This is a genomic window from Rossellomorea sp. DUT-2 (genome assembly GCF_052665285.1).
Window position 1 is genome coordinate 182,713 of sequence record NZ_JBQPEO010000001.1, and the last position, 20,199, is coordinate 202,911.

Here is a 20,199-nt window from a genome sequence, read left to right on the forward strand (position 1 = left end):
AATACTTTTAATAGTTTGATGAATGACCATTCATTCAGTTTATCTGAAAAGGGGAGGGATACAATTGAATATCGCTACACGGTTAGACCAAATCGCTCAAGAGAAAGCAGATAAAACAGCCTATCATTTCTTAAATACTTCCAGTACATACGGGGAATTAAATGCAGCTGTATCGAAATTTGCAAGTGGCTTAGAGCAATCGGGTCTGAAAAAAGGGGATCACATCGCGCTTGTATTAGGGAATTCACCGCATTTCGTCATTGGATTATATGGGGCATTACGAATGGGGTTAAAGGTGATACCAATCAATCCGATCTACACACCGGATGAAATTGGCTACATTCTGAAAAATGGTGACGTGAAAGCCATTGTGACTCTTGATTTGCTATTTCCATTAATCGAAAAAATGCAGCATCTATTATCCGATGTCGAGCAATTTATCCTGTGTGAATCAGGGGATGAACGGGCAAAGGACATTGATTTAGAGAAAATCTCGCTTGCATACCCTAAAATGAAATCGTTTACAAGTGTTCTCGGAAAGGGCGATCCTGCGTTTAAGGGGGAGGAAGTGGATGAAAATGAAGTAGCCATCATCCTTTACACCTCGGGAACGACGGGGAAACCGAAAGGCGCCATGCTGACGCACAAAAATATTTATTCCAATGCAACCGATGTCGGCAGCTATTTACGAATGAATGAAGATGACACCGTCATTACAGCTCTGCCTATGTTTCACGTCTTCTGTTTGACGGTGGTCCTGAATGCGCCATTGATGACAGGGGCGACCCTATTAATCGTTCCGCGCTTTAGTCCAAAAGCCATTTTTGACCTGTCGAAGACCTATCAGCCAACCGTATTTGCCGGCGTACCAACCATGTACAACTTCCTGTTCCAGTATCCTGAAGGAAATCCAGAAGATTTATCATCTCTCCGTCTCTGTATTTCAGGCGGCGCTTCCTTGCCGGTGGCCTTACTAAAAAACTTTGAAAAGAAATTCAACGTCATGATTTCTGAAGGCTATGGTTTATCCGAAGCGTCTCCTGTGACATGCTTCAACCCGCTGGATCGACCAAGAAAGCCGGGATCCATCGGAACATCGATCATGAACCTGGAGAATAAAGTCGTCGATGAATTGGGAGAAGATGTACCAGTCGGACAAGTCGGCGAACTGATCGTCAAAGGCCCGAATGTCATGAAGGGATATTACAAAATGGAAGAAGAAACAGCGGCAACGATCCGTGACGGCTGGTTATACACCGGAGATCTTGCCCGCATGGATGAAGAAGGGTACTTCTATATTGTGGACCGTAAAAAAGAACTGATCATTGTGGGAGGTTACAACGTCTATCCGCGTGAGGTCGAAGAAGTGCTGTATAATCATCCTGGAATCGTGGAAGCAGCGGTCATCGGTGTCCCGCATCCCGAACTAGGTGAAGCTGTGAGCAGCTATGTTGTGAAAAGCGAGCCATCCTTAACTGAGCAGGAAGTGCTGGATTACTGTAAAGAGCATCTAGCGAAGTACAAACTTCCAACTTCCATCGAATTCATTGATGAGCTTCCGAAAAATACAACTGGGAAAATTCTAAGAAGAGCGCTGAAAGAACAAGTGCTTCAATCATAAAAAAAAGAAGATGTTCAGTGGTTCACTGAGCATCTTTTTTACGTTATTTCATCAATTTACTAGCCTGTAAGAGCTTTGATTCCCCTTTTTCCCAGGTTTCAACCTGCTCGATCGCCTGCTCGGGTGTGAATCCCTGGCCAACCAGTACACCTGACAAAATGAATTCCTGGAAGAGATGGGTAAGGTTGATGCCTTCTTCAACTTCAGACAGGGCTCGGGTTACAAGTGGTTGAATATATTCAACCCATTGATCGGGAAGGCTTTTCGTATCACGATAATAGTGATATAGCCAGTCAATTTCATTTGGATGTTGATTCCCATAAGCATGTTGTGGAACATAAGGATGTTGATTGATAGGATAATACAAGATAAACACAGCTCCTTCATGGGTAGATGTCACGTTTAGTCTATGCATCAAAACCGGATGTGTTCAGCCTGATTTAAAAAATGAAAGGGTTTTCTCGGTTTATGTCGAATCATACATAGGGAGGAAACACTTAAACAAAGGGGAGAACAAATATGGAATCGATCTTACTAGAACAAAAAGGCAACGTCGCCACGGTCACAATCAACCGAACGGAGGCAATGAACGCCTTTAATTACGATACACTGAACGAACTCCAGCAAGTTGTCGAAGCACTCCGCATCAACCCTGACGTCAGAGTCGTCATATTCACAGGAAGTGGAGAAAAAGCCTTCTCGGTTGGAGCCGATCTCAAAGAACGCAAAACTCTGACTGAACAACAAGTCATCCGCAATGTCTACAAAATCGGCGAAGTCTTCCAATCCGTCTCTACCCTCCCACAACCGACCATCGCCGCCATGAACGGATACGCATTTGGCGGAGGAATGGAGCTGGCACTGGCATGCGATTTCAGAATTGCAGTAGCAGGCACCACAATGGGGCTGACCGAAACAAGCCTGGCCATCATCCCGGGGGCAGGCGGAACCCAGCGCCTTCCACGATTAGTAGGGGAATCCAAAGCACTGGAGCTTATTCTGACGGCTAAGCGATTAACTTCAGAAGAAGCATTGGACATCGGACTCGTTACAAGAGTAGTAGAAAAAGAGAATTTCCTGGGTGAAGTCCATGCATTCGTGGAACCTATGCTGTCTAATGGCCCGATTGCCCTGCAGCAAGCTAAGTTCGCCGTGAAGAATGGTATGAACGTAGACCTGCAGACCGGATTACAGATTGAAAGAAAAGCATATGAGATTACAATTCCTACGGAAGACCGTGTGGAAGCATTGTTGGCGTTTAGTCAGAAGCGGAAGCCGGATTTTAAGGGGAAGTAAGTGAGCTAGTCCATAATCGGGGGCAGTTACAAAATTCCAAAGACCAAATTTCTCAAGTATATCATAGAGAAATTTGGTCTTTTTATGTTACAAGTTCTTAGATAAATGATTACACCCCAAGTCTTACCTTAAGATAGTCCCTAAGCCGTTAGAGAGAATATTTATTTAATGGTAATTTTATGTAAATAGTATCTGGGATCCGAAGTCGGGTTTGTAAGGGGGGTTTAGGGTTTGAAAAAAGTACCGGTAGCATTATGCTTGTTTTTCCACATCATTTTTTCTTTTCAATTCCATGCAAGGTCAGAGAGTAATAATCAAGTGGAACTCATAGACAGGTTTGTGACTGAATCGATGGAGGAGTATGGGATTCCCGGAGCTTCTTTAGCGATTATTAAAGATGGAAAGCTCATGTTTCAACAAAGTTGGGGAGAACAAAGGAAGGGGACTCCTGTCAAGAAGGATACGGTGTTTACGATAGGTTCTATCAGCAAGCCTTTAACTAGCTTTGCAATCATGAGGCTAGTGGATGAAAAGAAGGTTGAACTTGATCAGGAGATTGACTGGTATTTGCCTGCCTTTCATTACAATAAAAATGGATATGATAAGAACATCACCGTTAGGCAGCTGTTGACACATTCAAGTGGAATCAGTTCTTATGAAGGGTTAAAAATTGCAGATCGTAATCTGCGAGGGAAAAATGCAATAAATGTTTCGGTTCAAAAGCTGAATAATGTTCATTTGAATAATGAGCCGGGGGAAGTGCATCAATACAGCGCTGCGAATTATTTACTTTTAGGAAAAATCATAGAGAATGTCACAAACCTACCATTTTCGGAGTTTATGGAAGATGAGGTATACAGCGAAATTGGGATGGATCGGACCGTCTCGACTTTCGAAGGAGCTAAAGTATTGGGGTATCAGCCCGGTTATCAATCATGGTTTGGAATGCCCATGAAAAGCAAAGGATTTTTTGATGATAGTGGGGCCCCATATGGTTACATGGTCTCTACAACGGATGATATGTCAAAGTTCATTAAAATTCTGCTGGATGGTGGTAAGATCTTATCTAAGGATTCATTCGATACTTATACTTCACCTCATTATCATAGAAAAGAGGATATGTATTATGGACTGGGCTGGAGAATCTCTACAGAGGTTGATAATTCTTATTATTTTCACGGCGGAGAAACACCTGACTCCCGGGCTGAATTATTCATAAACCCGGAACAAGACTATGGATTTATCCTTCTCACAAACAAAAACAACTTCTCTGAAGTCCTTTCAACAGTTTGGATGAGGGAAGGAATCAAGATGATTGTGGAAGAGGGAAAGTCCCCGGAAGTGCAGCAGTTGAATCATCACATGCAATGGAGTACTTTAATAGTAACTCTTTTTCTTCTACTATTGTCATCCTGGAACTTAAATCGACTAATAAAGAAAACTAAAATTAAGTCGAAGGTATGGATATTCATTGGAGTGCTATCTATACTGTTATCAATTATTATGATTCCTCTACTAATTTATCTGTTCAGTTCGCCTTGGAACACAATCAATCTATATGCACCTGCTATTTCTATCCTCATCAAGGTTTTAGTTGGTATACTGGCAACGAATGGAGTTCTTTTGTTATTTGTTGTTTATTTCAAAAAAAGTTCAGTTGGTGATTGAAGGATAATACCTGTAAGCAGAATGTATTACTCAGCTAGAAAAACGATTTAACAAACATATTTAAACCAAGAGGTTCCAACTCGGAGCCTCTTTTTCATATGGACCTTTTTAAACACCAGAAATCATGTAAAATAAAGAATCATACTAAAAAAACACTGGAGTGACTCCTGTGAAAAAGAAACAGCTTAAACTAAGTACCATCATCATTCTCTTCGTGTGCATCGTTGTCCTGGTGTCCCTTGTGATTACAGACTTGCTTATTTCCAGGACAATCAATGACAACATTGAGTCTACTATTGAAGAAAAGGCGAAAATCGTTTCCCGGACGGTCTCTCATTCCACGATTGTGAAGAGAGGTTTAGAAGGGGAAGGTGAAGATCAAATTCAAGAATACACCCAAGATATCCAGAAATCAGCAGAGGTTCTGTTTGTAGTGGTAATGGATATGGAAGGGATACGTAAATCTCACCCTGATCCCGATCGTATCGGCAAGCATTTTGTCGGCGGTGATGAGAAAGAAGTGCTCCGAGGAAAGGAAACATTGTCTATTTCAGAGGGGACTTTGGGCCAATCCGTCAGGGCGTTTTCTCCTGTCTTTAACGAAGAAAATCAACAGATAGGGGCTGTCGCAGTAGGGATTTCCCTGGGGAGCGTGGAGGAAGCATTGACCATGAGTCACCGGAATATATTAGTGGGATCCATGATCGGGATTATTTTTGGAATCATTGGGGCGGTTATTATTGCCAGATACATAAAGAAAATTTTATTTGGGTTGGAGCCGATTACGATAGCGAAAATATTGGAAGAGCGGAATACGATGCTTCAGTCTGTACATGAGGGGGTAGTGGCTGTCAATAAAGATACAACCATCTCATTAGTGAATAAGTCTGCTCTCAAAATATTTAATAAAGCGGGACTAAGCTCGGATCCAATCGGAATGCCCATCAAAGAATACATGCCGCACACCAGGTTGGAAAGAGTCATCGCTACGGGGAAACCTGAGCTTGACGAGGAGCAGACCATCAATGGGGTATCTATCCTGGTAAACCGTGTTCCGTTAATCGTCAATGATGAAGTAGTCGGGGCGATATCCACCTTCCGTGATAAAACGGAAGTGAATCAATTGGCTGAGCAGTTAACTGGTGTGAAATCCTATGCGGAAGCGCTCCGGGCCCAGTCGCATGAATTTATGAATAAGATGCATGTGATTCTGGGATTGGTGAAGATGAGGGATTACAATCATTTAAATCGCTACGTGAAAGAACTTGTTTCCTTACGGGTCGATGAAGTGAGCACGGTAACGTCGAAAGTGAAAGATCCTGCTTTGGCTGGTTTTATCATGGGGAAACTGAGCTATGCGAGGGAAAAGAACGTTGCATTGACCATTGAATGCCACCACTTTATCCCGGAACCCAAAGATTCTACTGTTACACATGAACTGATTACCGTGATTGGAAACCTATTGGATAATAGTGTTGAAGCAACGACAAATAGTGATGAAAAGGAAGTGCTGCTGGAGCTATTCTATGAGGACGAGCAATTTGAAATGGTCGTGACGGATTCAGGAGAAGGAATGGCGGATGAAATAGCAGAGGAGATCTTCACCAAAGGATACTCTTCTAAAGGGGAAGGAAGAGGATACGGTCTCTTCTTAGTGAAAGAAAGTCTCCGTAAACTGAATGGAACCCTGCACGTTGAATCAAAGGTAGGATCTGGAACGACGATGATTGTTCAAGCTTCATATAAGGAGGGGAACACGGATGATTAATGTATTGATCGTGGAAGATGATCCGATGGTGGCCCAGTTTAATCAAAGGTATCTGGAAGAGATCAAAGGGTTTCATTTAATCGGAATTTCGAATTCGATTGAAGATGCCTTGGGGAAAGTAAATGAGTATAAGATTGACCTGATTTTATTGGATGTTTATATGCCTGGGAAACGAAACGGGATGGATTTATTAGGGCAGATACGCAAGGAACAGCTGGAGACAGATGTCATCCTCATCACAGCGGCATCAGAAGTCGATAATATCCAGAGCGCCCTACGGATGGGGGTAGTGGACTACTTGATCAAGCCTTTTGAATTTGACCGGTTTAAAAAAGCATTGACGACTTATCGGGAGAGTAATCGTATGCTTCAAAAGCAATCTACCATCGATCAGAGTGAACTGGATTTCCTTTTACTTAGGGATGTACAAGTCGGGGAGAAGGCACCCCTTCCAAAAGGGTTGACGAGCAGTACATTATCATCAATCTACGATGAGATTATGAACTTTGAAGAAGAGTCGTTTTCAACCGATGATATTGCAGACGTGACGTCCATTTCACGGGTGTCGATCAGAAAGTACCTCAGGTTTTTGAAAGATATTGGCGTCGTGGATGAAACTCTGATCTATGGTATTGGACGGCCCGTCTATCAATATACAAGGAACAAACTGAATAGTTCACGCATTCAAAACTATTTGTAAGCAGCCTATCCGGCTGCTTTTTTTAATTTCAAAAGTCAACCAATAGTTTCATAATCTATGAAAGTATAAAGCGTTTTCATATGATGGTTATACATTGTAAGCGATTACGTTAGGAGCGATTGGATGACTCGAAAGCATTTAAAAGAAGAAGCATTATCCATACATGAATCTCATGCAGGGAAAATTGAAGTGGTGAGTAAGATTGATATTTCATCTGAAGAAGACCTTAGTCTTGTCTATACCCCGGGTGTCGCCGATGTATGTAAGACAATAGCTGAGGATCCCAGGCAGGCCAATACGCTGACATCAAAAGGGAACATGGTGGCCATCGTCACAGACGGTTCAGCTGTATTGGGTCTCGGTGATATCGGTCCGGAAGCCGCGATCCCGGTCATGGAAGGAAAAAGCATGTTGTTTAAGAAGTTCGGCGGTATAGATGCATTCCCCCTTAGTTTGGATACGAAGGATGTAGATGAAATCGTCACGATCATTAAAGCCTTGTCCCCTTCTTTTGGAGGGATCAATCTGGAGGATATTTCAGCGCCTCGCTGCTTTGAAATTGAAAACCGGTTAAAGAAAGAGTTGGATATTCCCGTTTTCCATGATGACCAGCATGGTACAGCCATTGTCGTTCTAGGCGCATTAGTCAATGCGCTGAAGGTCGTAAACAAATCATTTAAGAAAGTGAAAATTGTCATCAATGGGGCAGGGGCAGCTGGAATCGCGATTGCAGAACTCCTTTTATTCGCAGGTTATGAAGATATTATTCTCGTAAGCTTAGAAGGTGTCCTGTGCAGGGGTGAGAAATGGATGAATACTACCCAAGAGGATATTTCCTCACGCACGAACCTGTTAGGGGTGCGGGGTGAATTATCCGATGCGATAAAAGGGGCCGATGTATTTATCGGTGTATCCGGACCTGGAGCCCTCAAGAAAGAGTATATTAAAACGATGAATGAGCAGCCGATTGTGTTTGCCATGGCTAATCCCATTCCAGAAATTTATCCGGAGGAAGCACTGGAAGCAGGCGCAGCGGTAGTGGGGACAGGGAGATCGGATTATCCGAATCAGGTCAATAATCTTCTCGCTTTTCCAGGGATTTTCAGGGGGGCTCTGGATGCGAATGCAAAGGACATCTCAATGGAAATGAAAGTGGCTGCTTCCTATGCCATTGCCGATGTGATCAAACCTTCTGAATTGAATCCTCAATATATTATTCCAAAGGCGCTTGATCCCCGTGTGGCAGAAAAAGTCGGGGAGTCCGTGCGAAAGATTGCATGTAAGAAAAGCAAAGCAAACAGTTCAGTCTCGTAATAATAAAAACGACAAAGGGGATGATTAAGATGGGACAAGGAGCATCAACACTACCATATAAAAATGAGAAAACAAAAGAGAATGTGACGCTTACGAAAGATCGATCGCTTCAGATTTTCAATATGCCGATCCTTTGGTTCCTGATCTTTACGGGAATTACGTTGGCCAGCTTGTATACGGGGAACCTTCCAGGGGGAATGATCGGTAGTCTTCTCGTCATGATGATCCTTGGGGAATTATTCGGATGGTTAGGAGACCGTACGCCAATCGTGAAAACATTCCTTGGCGGAGGTGCCATCATTGCGATCTTTGGATCTGCTTTTATGGTTTACGCTGGTTTACTTCCGGAAGCCACAGTCACGTCCATGACCGACTTTATGAAATCAGGCGGATTTTTGAATTTCTATATTGCTGCATTAATCACGGGAAGTATCTTAGGAATGAATTCAAAGGTTCTAGTTAAAGTGGGACTTCGCTATTTCCTTCCGATTTTCGGAGCGGTAGCCGGAGCCGTGATTGTTGCAGGAATCTTTGGATCTCTTGTCGGATTTACCCTTCAAGAAGCGATCCTCGTCATTACAATGCCAATCATGGGTGGTGGAATGGGAGCGGGAGCTGTCCCCATGAGTCAAATCTATTCTGAGATGATGGGGAACGATCCGAGCTATTATATTTCAATGCTCGTGCCGGCACTGGCATTGGGGAATGTATTTGCCATCATTTTAGCATCGGTTCTTGATATAATCGGAAAAAAAGTACCTTCCCTAAGTGGAAACGGCCAGCTTATGAAAGGTTTTACCTACGAAAAAACCAAGCAGAAGTATAACATTGAAAAGATGGGAGTAGGCTTACTCGCTGCCCTGACATTCTTCACGGTTGGAACATTGCTGGGATCCGTTCTTCCCCTTCATCCATATGCCATCATGATCATACTTGTGGCTGCAGCAAAGATTTCAAACATGATCCCTCAAAATGTTGTAGAGGGTGCCAGTCAGTGGTATCAATTTGTAGCAAGCAACTGGACGTTCGCTTTATTATTTGGGATCGGTGTCGCTTACACCGACTTAGATACCGTTATTGCAGCGTTGACGCTGCAATATATTTTGACCGTATTCGGAGTGGTATTAGGGGCGATCATCGGAGCGGCGATCCTTGGGAAAGTCGTTGGCTTTTACCCTATAGAAGCTGCGATCACCGCCGGATTATGCATGGCGAATATGGGAGGAACAGGGGATGTTGCCGTATTGTCAGCATCGAAACGAATGGAGCTTATGCCATTCGCTCAAATCTCTTCCCGGTTAGGTGGCGCATTGATCCTGCTGTTGGCCGGATTAATTATCCCGCTGTTGTAAATATGGTACACTTAGGCTTGACTCTAACAGTCAAGCCTATCTTTCATTTTATAATAGATTGTGGTGACGTAAATGGACGTAATATTAATTGTACTGCCTGCATTACTGGTCTTTGCCGTTGGATATATCGGTCAAAAGAAACTTGGTTTCGAGATCAATTCGATTTCGAAGATGGCCATATACTTAATGTATCCGTTTCTTGCATTCAAGACCTTTTACGAGAATGAACTGAATATGGATTATCTTTATATTTTTCTCTTTTGTATCGCGCTTTGTGTGATTTTGATTGTATCTATTAAAATAGTGGCTAAGTTTAGAAACTATTCAAAACCGAAAGTGTCGGCCATGATTTTATCTGGGGTATTCATGAACAGCGGCAACTATGGAGTGCCGATCATCCTATTCGCTTTCGGTGAGCTCGGGTTTCGCTATGCGGTCATTATGATGGTGATACAGTCATTTCTTATGAATACAATCGGCCTCTATTATGCTGTCAGTGGCAGTGATAAAAAGAGGGAAACGAGGGAAATCTGGATGAAGATCGTCAAGATGCCGATTCTGCATGGTGCTTTTCTTGGATTGGGCTTTCAATTGTTTCATCTTGATGTGCCGGTGTTTATGAGTCAGACCATTGATCTGATTTCCCAGGCAACGATCCCTACTATCATGGTGGTGTTAGGGATGCAATTAGCGACATTGGGAGGGAAGAAGGTGGAAAGAGGCGCCCTTTCCTTTATAGTGATCATGAGAATGGTGGCTTCACCCATCATAGCTCTGGGCGTTGTTTCGTTTCTTCCTATTTCTACCATGTTGGGATCGATTCTCATTATTTTGGCAAGCATGCCGACTGCTGCGAATACGACGATGTTTTCATTGCAGTTCAATACAGAACCTGATTTAGTATCGACAAGTACACTTGTCACTACACTTATGAGTATTGTGACGATCCCGATTATGTTAGCTCTTGTATCCTTATAGAAGCGAAGCTGCTTGAGATTTCTCAAGTAGCTTTTTTTAATGGATGAAAGGAAGCGGAAGTCTCTCTTTTTGACAACTGTCGTCGAATCTATTACTATTGTAAAATAAATTCCAACCAATTCAATCAGATTAAGGAGGATTATTCATGGCTGGCTATGTTCAACCGATTAATGAACAAAAGGGCCCAGAGAAAGCGAGTACCCAATTGAACCAGCCACAGACATCTTTAGTGGCTGGCGGTTTAATCATTACAGCGATTCTTGGGCTATATTTACTCATTACACAAGACATTGCACAAACCGTGTTATTGGTGCTAGGGCTGCTGTTAGGATATACATTATTTCATGCACGATTCGGATTCACTTCTGCTTTCCGCAGAGTGATGTCTGTAGGGAACGGGCAGGCACTGCGGGCACATATGGTGATGCTTGCCGTTGCCGTAACGCTGTTTGCTCCGATCCTTGCGACAGGGTACACATTCTTTGGGGGTGAAGCGGCAGGTTATGTATCGCCCGTAGGTATAAGTTTACTGGTAGGTGCCTTCCTGTTTGGGATTGGCATGCAGCTTGGAGGAGGCTGTGCTTCAGGTACCCTTTACGCAATCGGCGGCGGTCGCTCCGTTATGTTTATCACATTGCTATTCTTTATTGTCGGTGCCACAGTCGGAGCCTATCATCTTCCATTTTGGACAGAGGAAATGCCGTCCTTTAAACCTATTTCATTAGCAACCTCTACCGGATTAGGTTATTTTGGGGCATGGCTCGTTTCGATTTTATTCTTTGGCTTCATTGCGTGGATTACACTGCGGGTGGAGAAGAAGAAAAACCCGCCCCGCATGGCGACACTCCCAACGACTAAAGGCTGGAAACGGATTCTACGTGGATCTTGGCCCCTTATCGCAGCTGCGATCGTGCTGGCTGTGTTAAATGCCCTCACTCTCATGACACGGGGGAATCCTTGGGGAATCACTTCTGCCTTTGCTCTATGGGGATCAAAGGTTGCCGGAATGTTCGGGGTCGACGTGGCAAGCTGGGGCTACTGGACAGGAGCCAATGCTGAAGCTCTTCAAGCATCGATCTTTGCTGATTCCACAACTGTATTAAACTTCGGTGTCATCCTTGGAGCATTTCTTGCATCTGCTGCAGGTGGCCTGTTCCGTTTTAATAAAATCACTGGGAAAAATGCCATGGCGTCTGTCATTGGTGGGCTACTGATGGGATACGGTGCCCGTTTGGCCTTTGGTTGTAACATTGGTGCTTACTTCGGAGGGATTGCTTCCTTCAGCCTTCACGGTTATATTTGGGGGATCCTTGCCCTTGGAGGTACGTTCCTGGCACTTTATCTTCGTCCGTTGTTCGGATTATCGGTGCCGAAACCGAAGGATACATTTTGCTAACTGGATAGTTTGAAAAATCCTGCATGTCGTTACACATGCAGGATTTTTTTTTGGGGATTATTCACCGCCATAATAAATAACCATCTGGCACACAGTTGTTACTCCTGAATGATTTACATACTCATGCCCGGAGTCTGCGGCAAAACGAATAGAACTTCCTTCTGTAAGAAGATAGGTTTCTTCCCCGATATTAAGGGCAATCTTCCCTGACAGCACCGTGATGTATTCCTCTACCCCCTTCGTATGTCCTTCATTTCGATACGAGCAGCCCGGTTTCATTTCAACCCGGTAGCTTTCCCATTTTTTCAGGGGATCGAAAGGGAAGATGGGATAAACGATGTAGTTTCCGTTATCTTCAAGAACAGGCTGAACGTCTTGATAATGAATGATGGATATTTGATTGCTTGGCTTTTCAATCAGTGAAGAGAAGGATACCTTCAAGCCATTGGCGATCTTCCATAGAATTGCGACCGTCGGATTCGAATCACCACGTTCAATCTGACCGATCATCGCCTTGCTTACACCGGTGCGCTCTGCCATCTGCTCAAGGCTGAAGCCGCGCTCCCTGCGGATCTTCCGTATATTATCACCAATTTGAATCGGGAAATTTTCCATGCCAAAACTCCTCTTGTATACTATAGTGTCTATATGTATAATATAATAAATTATCAAAAAATTAAAATAGTAAATTACTTCTATTATAAAGGATGTGAGAGGATGGAGGCACTGCTTTCCACGAAAAAAGTGAGTGATTTTCGTCTGGGCCTGCAGGGAGGGCTCAGCATAGCCATCGGATACATGCCTGTTGCGTTAACCTTTGGGTTGTTGGCACGGACAACCGGCCTCACGGTCACGGAAACGGTACTGATGAGCATGCTCGTGTTTGCAGGGGCTGCTCAATACATATCGCTGAGTCTGATCGCGGTTGGTACCGGGATCATTGAAATTATTCTTACCACGTTCATCGTAAACATCCGTCACTTCCTGATGTCGGCTTCTTTAAGTGAAAAGCTCGAGGAAGACCGACTATTTAAAAAGCTTTTTTATGCGTTTGGGATTACGGATGAAACCTTCACGGTCATCAGCGTCAAAGATGGCAAAGTAAGAACAGGTTTTGCCGTCGGGGTGATGCTCATTTCATACGGAAGCTGGGTCGTGAACTCTGGTATAGGCTACTTCATCGGGGAAATCCTTCCCGAATTTTTACAAGCGAGCATGACGATCGCTCTTTATGCCATGTTTGTGGGACTCCTCGTTCCTTCCATGAAAAAAAGTGTCAAGGTCACGTTTTTAGCCATAGTGGCCGGTGTGTTGAATAGCATCCTGCTTTTCACGACGAACCTTTCAAACGGATGGTCGATTGTACTTGCTACCATCGTTTCAGCCGTGATTGTGGAATTGGTGGTCATGATGAAGGGAGGAGGGAGAGCGAATGAATAGAGCGATAGTTTTGATGATCATCGGTATGGCGATTGTCACGTATATTCCCAGAATGCTTCCTTTCCTCGTATTCAAAGGGAAAGAACTGCCTCCATTTCTTCAAGGGGTATTAAAGAATGTCCCTTTTGCCGTATTGGGCGCTTTGATATTTCCTAGCATCTTGTTGATTCAAGAGGGGAATCTTATGTTTGGAGTCGTCGGGACGGGAGCCGCATTTGTCATTGCCTTTCTGGGTGCCAACGTCATCCTTGTGGTGGTCGGGGCGATTTCTGTTCTGTCTTTATATTCGGTATTCTTGATGTAAGCCGCGATTCGGGTCGTGGCTTTTTTGGTTGGATAGAAAGGAGAGGAATGATGCGGAGATATGTCGAATGCTGAAGAATGGCAGATAAATCATTAAAATGGCAGTTAACATTTTATATTGGCAGATACAATGAAATTACGGCCGATAAATTGATCATATGGCACGTAAATCCCCAGAGTGGCAGATAAACGATTTTCCACATCAAGCCAAACACTTTCACTGGCATGTGTTTAGGTTCTAAATCTTTGGACAGGGTATTACATATAGTAAAGAAGACGAGAAGGGAGGAAGTATGTTGGTTAGAAAATGGGCGTTCAGGTCGATATTGGCTTATTTGCTATTAGGCTTGTTTCTATATGTGTATTTATTCTTCTTGGCGGATTCTACTTTGCCTGACATGTACAAAGGAAGCAGTGCAGATCCGGCCACCTTTATGAAGGATAAAGAAATTATGCTGAGTGAGGATTTCTCGAAAATCAAGAACCTCCTGTTTTTCTTATCCACTCCTTATGAATGGTTGTTTTATTTCCTGATCCTGATTCTCGGGGTCTCGCGTGCGTTTGAGAAGTGGGCGAGGGGAACGGTGAAAAATGGTTTCCTGCAAACGGCCATTTATTTGTTCTGGTTATCGATTGCTTCGTTCCTGGCGATTTTTCCACTGCAGTACATTTCGTATACTATTTCGAAGAGCTACAATATTTCAACCCAGACGTTCTCCATGTGGATGAAGGATGAGATCACGGATTTCTGGGTGAATTACCTCCTTATGTTCATCATTGTATCGGTGTTATATGGATTGATGAAACGATTCAAGCAGCGCTGGTGGCTAGCGGCCTGGGCATTGTCGGTACCCTTTACGATTTTCATGATGTTCGTGCAGCCGGTTTTGATCGACCCGCTATATAACGATTTCTATCCACTGAAGGATAAAGCATTAGAGGAACAAATCCTGACTCTTGCCGACAAGGCAAACATTCCAACGGACCACGTATTTGAAGTCGACATGTCGGAGAAGACTAATTCACTCAATGCGTATGTAACCGGAGTCGGATCCAATTCCCGGATCGTTCTTTGGGATACCACTCTTGAAAAATTAACGGACAAGGAAATCCTGTTTGTGATGGCCCATGAAATGGCTCACTATGTGGAGAAGCACATCTATATCGGCATTGCCATCTACTTGATCCTATCCTTCTTTGGGTTATTCCTGACGGCTAAGCTGATGAGAGGCATCGTCGCCAATCATAAGGAAGACATGAAAGTATCGAGCGTGTCGAACTTGAGCTCCTTACCCCTGTTCTTGATGATTACGTCCATGCTCCTGTTCACTATCAGTCCCCTTAGCAACTGGATCTCACGCTACCAGGAAACGAGGGCTGACCGATATGCAATAGAAATGACGGACGATAAAGAAGCCGCCATCTCATCTTTCCAGAAGTTATCGAAGGTGGGATTATCTCAGGTCAATCCGCCTTTACTTGTGAAGATCTTCCGTTATGGTCATCCCACGATGCTTGAACGACTTTCCATGCTGGAACAGTACGAAGCGGAGAAAAAAGAAGAATAAAGAGAAAAAGCCTGGTCACGTGGGACTAGGCTTTTTCTCTTTTACTGATAATCAGGTTCTTGGCTTTCTCTGTCATATAAGCAAAAATCACATCTTTGTGATGAAGTCCGGAGTTGGTTAGTTGAGTTTCCAGCCATTCTTTCGATTTCCCAAGGAGCACCAGGTTCCGTGTTTGGATCTTCCCATCCACAATCACTGAAATCGGCAATCCCTCATCATCGATTTTAAGGTTGAGATGTTGGACGGTAACAGGGGTGTTTTCCACCTTCGGAATGACGCTCACTTCACCAATCGGCTCGAGCATGGCGTAGTCCACATCTGAAATTTTGGGGTAACCTTGGGAGCGTAGAATGGAGGTTAATTGAATCAGAGAGATCTTGGATTTCTCCAGATTATCCTCTAATATCTCTCCATTTTTAATCAGTAAGGTAGGCTCTCCCAAGAAGAACCGATTCCCCCATTGACTTAGGGTCAGGAATGAGAACAGTACATGAAGCCCGACTAAAATGACAAGAGCCGCGATAGTTGGCCAGAAATTCGTGGAAATCAGTGGTTCGGAGGCAATGGTTCCAACGATAATAATTGCCACAAGATCATAGGGAGTCATTTGTACAATTGTGGATTTTCCCATCAGTCGCATAGCGGCGATGGTGATTAAGTAGAGAACAAGTACTTTTATTAGCAGGATCATCATATTCGCTCCAAAGTGTATAGGGTAGCTATAGGGTTTGCTATTTGAATGGAAGTCATGCATGAAATGAAGGGACCAAAGGCACGTCCATTAAAAAAGGAATAGCTGACTCATGTATAGAGTCAGCTATTATTTATCATCCGCAGCTTAGGTTCAGTTCGTTTAATTCTTTTGATAATTTCATGAACAGAGGTTTATTTTTCTTATCCAGGGCGGCGTCAATGTCTGTCAGGAGTTTTGTCTTGCGCGTCATCAGAATGCTTTCATGCAGCACCATGTCGATATAGATCTCCATCACACTTCTCTCAGCGGCTTTCTTACGGGTCATAGCAGAAGCTTTCATCATTTCGGTATAGGACTTTTTGTTTTCCATATACGGTCACCCCTGAATTCTTTTTATTAGTATATGGGGTAAGTAGTAAAAATTCAACCAAAAAATTAAATATTCTGATAATTTTTTATCCTTAACGGAGTAGCGTATAGTTAATTTCAGAATTTTTAAAAATATACGAGACAACCCTCGAAATTTATGGTATTATTTTGGTGGAAAATGTAAATGGAGGCGATGAAATGAGAGAAAAATCTCGAATTATAGAAGAATATGAAGTGAATCCCCATACGATGATCCTGCAGCCAATTGAGTACGGTGCCAGGACATTTACCAAAATCATAGAGGTAGATGACATACTAATCTCCCCTTTTAAACCGTTCGATATTTTAAAGAAGAGCTGTGAATTCTTTGGTTCCTCCTATGAAGGAAGAAAAGAAGGCACCAAAAGACTTACGGGTATCATCTACAAAGCTCCCATCATGGTGAATCCTCAGATGTCCATTTATCTATTTCCAACATCTTCTCCTGTCAAGCAAGAATGCGCCTGGATTTCCCATTCACATGTTCGCGGGTATGAACGCTCGACAAATGGATCAACACGGGTCTTTCTTCAAAACAATGAGTCCTGCATGGTTCCCATTTCTTACAGTTCGTTTGAAAATCAAATGCTTCGTACTTCTGACTTGCGTATCGCCTACACACAGCGTGTCGCAGAAATGGAAAGTAAATATAATACGAAGGTTCAAACCGAAATGAGTAATATCAAAACGTTTTACCTTAATCGAAATATCAAAAAAAACGATGCGTGAGATGAATCACGCTTCTTTTGTTGTATCTGTTTTCGATTCCAGGAATCGGCGATACAAGTAATGTCTCATTAAATCCTCCACACGGTTTCGAAGGCGCGGGTTAAAGTAATTATGGTGCTCCTCATACCCCTTATACAGAAACATATACATTGTAAAGGCATCGTCTGATTGAATTCGCTCAACCTTCATCTTATTGGTCCTCATGTACTTTTTGACATGAGCGAGTTCTCCTTGGATGACCTTCATCGTCTCCTCAATCATTTCTAAATACGGTCGTTTTAATTTGAACGGGCTACTGTCTATGATTTGCAGATCACGATTTAAAATCGTCAGCACCATCGGTAAATATATGGCCTGTTCTAATATGTTCCTGTCGTTCTCCGGGATCCTTGTCATATGAAAAGACTCCTTTTCACTTTAGTGTAGAACAAATGTTCGTATTTTCATTTTACGTGGAATTCGATTTACTTTCAATAGCGAAAGTTGTAGAATTTGAATTTGTTTCTATTATGAAGGGCAGATCGGATTTTTATCCAAAAAAGGAAAAGTATTTCTGACGTCGAAATAATAAAGAGAATAGAAGAAAGGAAGGTGCCGGATCATGAATAAAGGAATCGAAATCGATGATCTCTATGAGTTAAAGGCCGTATCCGACCCAAGATTGTCTCCAAGTGGGGAAGAAGCCGTTTATGTCAAAACCATCATGTGTCAAGAAAAAAATGAGTATTTCTCAACCTTACATAGCATTCGTCTGCAAGATAAGACCACTCGCCAATGGACTTTCGGAGAACAAAAGATTTCAACACCCAGATGGTCACCTGATGGTAGAAAGATCGCCTTTGTCTCGGATCGCTCCGGTGTGAATCAACTATACCTCATCCACCGGGATGGAGGGGAAGCAGAACAGCTGACAGATTATCAAAAAGGCGTTTCCAATCCAGTCTGGTCTCCATGCGGTGAGAAAATGGCAGTCTCTCTCCGACTGGAAAAAGGAGAGACGTTTGAAAAGAAGGAGGGCGAAGAAGAGAAATTAAAGCCCTTCGTTGCGACAGGCATGAAATATAAAAGTGATGACCGAGGTTTCGATGATAGCTGCTACTCGCAAATAGTAGTGGTGAACGTGGCGTCAAAGAAAATGAGAAGAGTCACTGATGATGTCCATGATTACACTCTTCATTCCTGGTCTCCAGACGGAAAGCACATCGCGTTTTCTGTGGACAGAACAAAAGACAAAGATTTCTCCTTCCAGTCTGATTTATTTATTTTTCATCTTGAAACGGACGAATATAAGAAGATTAATAAAGAATCGGGTTACTACGGAGGAGCGGCTTGGTCTCCCGACGGAGGGTATCTTGCCTATATGGGGCATGGACGTGAATATGAGAATGCGACACATAATAAGGTGTGGCTGTATCACCTTGAAACCGGTCACTCCGTTTGTCTGACAGAAAGCATGGATCTGCCCGTAGGAGACTATCTCAATAGCGATAGCATCCAAGGCTCATCTCAAGCAGAAATCCTGTGGTCACAGGACAATGAAAGTCTCTATTTCCTGGCGTCTGATGCAGGAAACACCGTTCTCTATTACGCTCACATTGAAGGGGCCATCTACCCTGCACTGCTGCAGGAAGAACAGCATGTATACGGATTCGACTTCGATTCAACTCGACAAGTGATGCTTGTTGCCATGAGTAAACCGACCGAACCTGGTGAATTATATAGTCTTCATATTCCTACAGGAGAGCTGAATAAAATGACCAACCTGAACGGGGACCTGGCGGATCGTGAATTATCCTCTCCCCAATCGTTTATGTACAAGGGTGCGAAAGACTGGCCGGTACAAGGCTGGATCATGAAGCCAGTCGGCTATGAGGAAGGGAAGAAGTATCCACTTATCGTCGAAATACATGGAGGCCCCCACACCATGTATGGGAACACTTTCTTTCACGAATTTCAAGTGCTGGCAAGCAAAGGATACGCTGTTTTATATGTGAATCCAAGAGGAAGCCATGGCTACGGCCAAGAGTTCGTGGACGCCGTAAGAGGAGATTACGGTGGCGGGGATTACGAGGATATCATGGCAACAGTGGAGTATGCCCTGGAGGAATTTCCGTTTATTGATGAAACTCGCCTAGGTGTGACAGGTGGAAGCTACGGAGGATTCATGACCAACTGGATCATCGGCCACAGCGACAAGTTTAAAGCAGCCGTTACCCAGCGCTCCATAAGCAATTGGATCAGTTTTTACGGAGTGAGCGATATCGGCTACTACTTCTCAGAGTGGCAAATCCAAAGCGATCTTGGCGACATTGAAACTCTTTGGAAGCATTCACCCCTAGCGTACGTGAAGAATATGAACACACCCCTATTGATACTTCACAGCGAAAAGGACTACCGTTGTCCGATTGAGCAGGCGGAACAACTATTCATCGCATTAAAGCGGGAGAAAAAAGATGTGAGATTCGTGCGTTTCCCGGAATCCAATCACAATCTGTCCAGGACCGGAAAGCCTTCTTTGAGGGAAGCAAGATTACAAGAGATTGTGGATTGGTTTGGGGAGCATTTATAGAGATGGGAGCTGTCATTCCTGGATGGGGATGGCAGCTTTTTTGTTGCGGAGATATGGGAAAGAGGAGTTGAAGATAAAATTGGGACGAGGGTGGGAGCGAATATTTTAAAAGTCGATAATATATGGGGAAGAGTCGATAATAAAATGGGAAAGTCGATAATATATGAGGCAAAGTCGATAATAAAAAGTAAAACTCGATAATATATGGGCTGAGGTCGATAATATTGACCGTACGGAGTCAAGGAAGTCTAGACTGGATTGTCAGAAGAAGGAATTTATCTGCTGTTTTCCGGGTTTATTCCCTCTCAAAACCTTTTTACCTGCTGAAAATCTAATTTATCTCCCTTTGTGCAAAAAACCGATAAATTTCACCAACGAACCAACCAATAAACATC

The 20,199-nt window shown here is 43.4% G+C and carries 19 protein-coding genes; 14 read left to right on the plus strand and 5 right to left on the minus strand.

The genetic code is table 11. From position 1 onward, the window contains the following. Nucleotides 1-64: 64 nt before the first annotated feature. Nucleotides 65-1,621: a fatty acid--CoA ligase family protein gene (locus ACOSV2_RS01000; protein WP_428973601.1), complete on the plus strand. Its 1,557-nt coding sequence runs from the start codon at nt 65-67 to the stop codon at nt 1,619-1,621. A 43-nt stretch (nt 1,622-1,664) separates the two neighbouring features. On the opposite strand, the gene ACOSV2_RS01005 is transcribed toward ACOSV2_RS01000, so the two are convergent. Further along, complete coding sequence (locus tag ACOSV2_RS01005) at nt 1,665-1,988, minus strand: hypothetical protein (RefSeq protein ID WP_428973602.1); 324 nt, start codon at nt 1,986-1,988, stop codon at nt 1,665-1,667. A gap of 152 nt (nt 1,989-2,140) precedes the next feature. Between ACOSV2_RS01005 and ACOSV2_RS01010 the strand changes: the two genes are divergently transcribed. The 8 genes from ACOSV2_RS01010 (at nt 2,141) to ACOSV2_RS01045 (ending at nt 12,093) form a co-directional block, all read left to right on the plus strand. Then, complete coding sequence (locus ACOSV2_RS01010; RefSeq protein WP_428973603.1) at nt 2,141-2,917, plus strand: enoyl-CoA hydratase-related protein; 777 nt, start codon at nt 2,141-2,143, stop codon at nt 2,915-2,917. Between the two features lie 231 nt (nt 2,918-3,148). Then, nucleotides 3,149-4,585, plus strand: a complete 1,437-nt coding sequence (locus ACOSV2_RS01015) for a serine hydrolase domain-containing protein (RefSeq protein ID WP_428973604.1) — start codon at nt 3,149-3,151, stop codon at nt 4,583-4,585. A gap of 169 nt (nt 4,586-4,754) precedes the next feature. Further along, nucleotides 4,755-6,353, plus strand: a complete 1,599-nt coding sequence (dcuS, locus tag ACOSV2_RS01020; RefSeq protein WP_428973605.1) for a DcuS/MalK family sensor histidine kinase — start codon at nt 4,755-4,757, stop codon at nt 6,351-6,353. Beyond that, the gene (locus ACOSV2_RS01025) at nt 6,346-7,053 is read left to right on the plus strand and encodes a response regulator (RefSeq protein ID WP_428973606.1); all 708 of its coding nucleotides are present in this window, start codon (nt 6,346-6,348) and stop codon (nt 7,051-7,053) included. Before dcuS ends, ACOSV2_RS01025 begins: the two co-directional genes overlap by 8 nt. A gap of 123 nt (nt 7,054-7,176) precedes the next feature. Continuing rightward, nucleotides 7,177-8,367 (plus strand): NAD(P)-dependent malic enzyme, encoded by a 1,191-nt coding sequence (locus ACOSV2_RS01030; RefSeq protein ID WP_428973607.1) that lies wholly within the window; start codon nt 7,177-7,179, stop codon nt 8,365-8,367. A 29-nt stretch (nt 8,368-8,396) separates the two neighbouring features. After that, nucleotides 8,397-9,719 (plus strand): 2-hydroxycarboxylate transporter family protein, encoded by a 1,323-nt coding sequence (locus ACOSV2_RS01035; RefSeq protein WP_428973608.1) that lies wholly within the window; start codon nt 8,397-8,399, stop codon nt 9,717-9,719. 72 nt (nt 9,720-9,791) lie between these two features. Next, the gene (locus ACOSV2_RS01040) at nt 9,792-10,697 is read left to right on the plus strand and encodes an AEC family transporter (protein WP_428973609.1); all 906 of its coding nucleotides are present in this window, start codon (nt 9,792-9,794) and stop codon (nt 10,695-10,697) included. A 145-nt stretch (nt 10,698-10,842) separates the two neighbouring features. Further along, on the plus strand, nt 10,843-12,093 hold the full coding sequence (locus tag ACOSV2_RS01045) for a YeeE/YedE family protein (protein WP_428973610.1): 1,251 nt from the start codon (nt 10,843-10,845) through the stop codon (nt 12,091-12,093). Between the two features lie 57 nt (nt 12,094-12,150). Here ACOSV2_RS01045 and ACOSV2_RS01050 read toward each other — a convergent pair whose 3' ends face one another. Continuing rightward, entirely contained in the window at nt 12,151-12,708 is a 558-nt protein-coding gene (locus tag ACOSV2_RS01050) for a helix-turn-helix domain-containing protein (RefSeq protein ID WP_428973611.1), read from the minus strand. A gap of 102 nt (nt 12,709-12,810) precedes the next feature. Here ACOSV2_RS01050 and ACOSV2_RS01055 point away from each other — a divergent pair, with 102 nt between their 5' ends. The 3 genes from ACOSV2_RS01055 (at nt 12,811) to ACOSV2_RS01065 (ending at nt 15,404) form a co-directional block, all read left to right on the plus strand. Continuing rightward, nucleotides 12,811-13,533, plus strand: a complete 723-nt coding sequence (locus ACOSV2_RS01055) for an AzlC family ABC transporter permease (protein ID WP_428973612.1) — start codon at nt 12,811-12,813, stop codon at nt 13,531-13,533. After that, entirely contained in the window at nt 13,526-13,837 is a 312-nt protein-coding gene (locus tag ACOSV2_RS01060) for an AzlD domain-containing protein (RefSeq protein WP_428973613.1), read from the plus strand. The genes ACOSV2_RS01055 and ACOSV2_RS01060 overlap by 8 nt, the downstream gene beginning before the upstream one ends. 295 nt (nt 13,838-14,132) lie before the next feature. Then, the gene (locus ACOSV2_RS01065) at nt 14,133-15,404 is read left to right on the plus strand and encodes a M48 family metallopeptidase (protein ID WP_428973614.1); all 1,272 of its coding nucleotides are present in this window, start codon (nt 14,133-14,135) and stop codon (nt 15,402-15,404) included. Nucleotides 15,405-15,429: 25 nt separating this feature from the next. Here ACOSV2_RS01065 and ACOSV2_RS01070 read toward each other — a convergent pair whose 3' ends face one another. Both ACOSV2_RS01070 and ACOSV2_RS01075 read right to left on the minus strand, forming a co-directional pair. Beyond that, nucleotides 15,430-16,098 (minus strand): DUF421 domain-containing protein, encoded by a 669-nt coding sequence (locus ACOSV2_RS01070; RefSeq protein WP_428973615.1) that lies wholly within the window; start codon nt 16,096-16,098, stop codon nt 15,430-15,432. A gap of 133 nt (nt 16,099-16,231) precedes the next feature. Next, nucleotides 16,232-16,468 (minus strand): IDEAL domain-containing protein, encoded by a 237-nt coding sequence (locus tag ACOSV2_RS01075; protein ID WP_113969897.1) that lies wholly within the window; start codon nt 16,466-16,468, stop codon nt 16,232-16,234. A 197-nt stretch (nt 16,469-16,665) separates the two neighbouring features. On the opposite strand from ACOSV2_RS01075, the gene ACOSV2_RS01080 reads away from it, so the two are divergent. After that, a complete protein-coding gene (locus ACOSV2_RS01080) occupies nt 16,666-17,235 on the plus strand; it encodes a competence protein ComK (RefSeq protein WP_113969898.1) in 570 nt (189 codons plus the stop codon). 6 nt (nt 17,236-17,241) lie between these two features. On the opposite strand, the gene ACOSV2_RS01085 is transcribed toward ACOSV2_RS01080, so the two are convergent. Continuing rightward, nucleotides 17,242-17,631 (minus strand): hypothetical protein, encoded by a 390-nt coding sequence (locus tag ACOSV2_RS01085; protein ID WP_113969899.1) that lies wholly within the window; start codon nt 17,629-17,631, stop codon nt 17,242-17,244. Nucleotides 17,632-17,836: 205 nt separating this feature from the next. Here ACOSV2_RS01085 and ACOSV2_RS01090 point away from each other — a divergent pair, with 205 nt between their 5' ends. Then, complete coding sequence (locus ACOSV2_RS01090; protein ID WP_428973616.1) at nt 17,837-19,804, plus strand: S9 family peptidase; 1,968 nt, start codon at nt 17,837-17,839, stop codon at nt 19,802-19,804. Nucleotides 19,805-20,199: the final 395 nt, after the last annotated feature.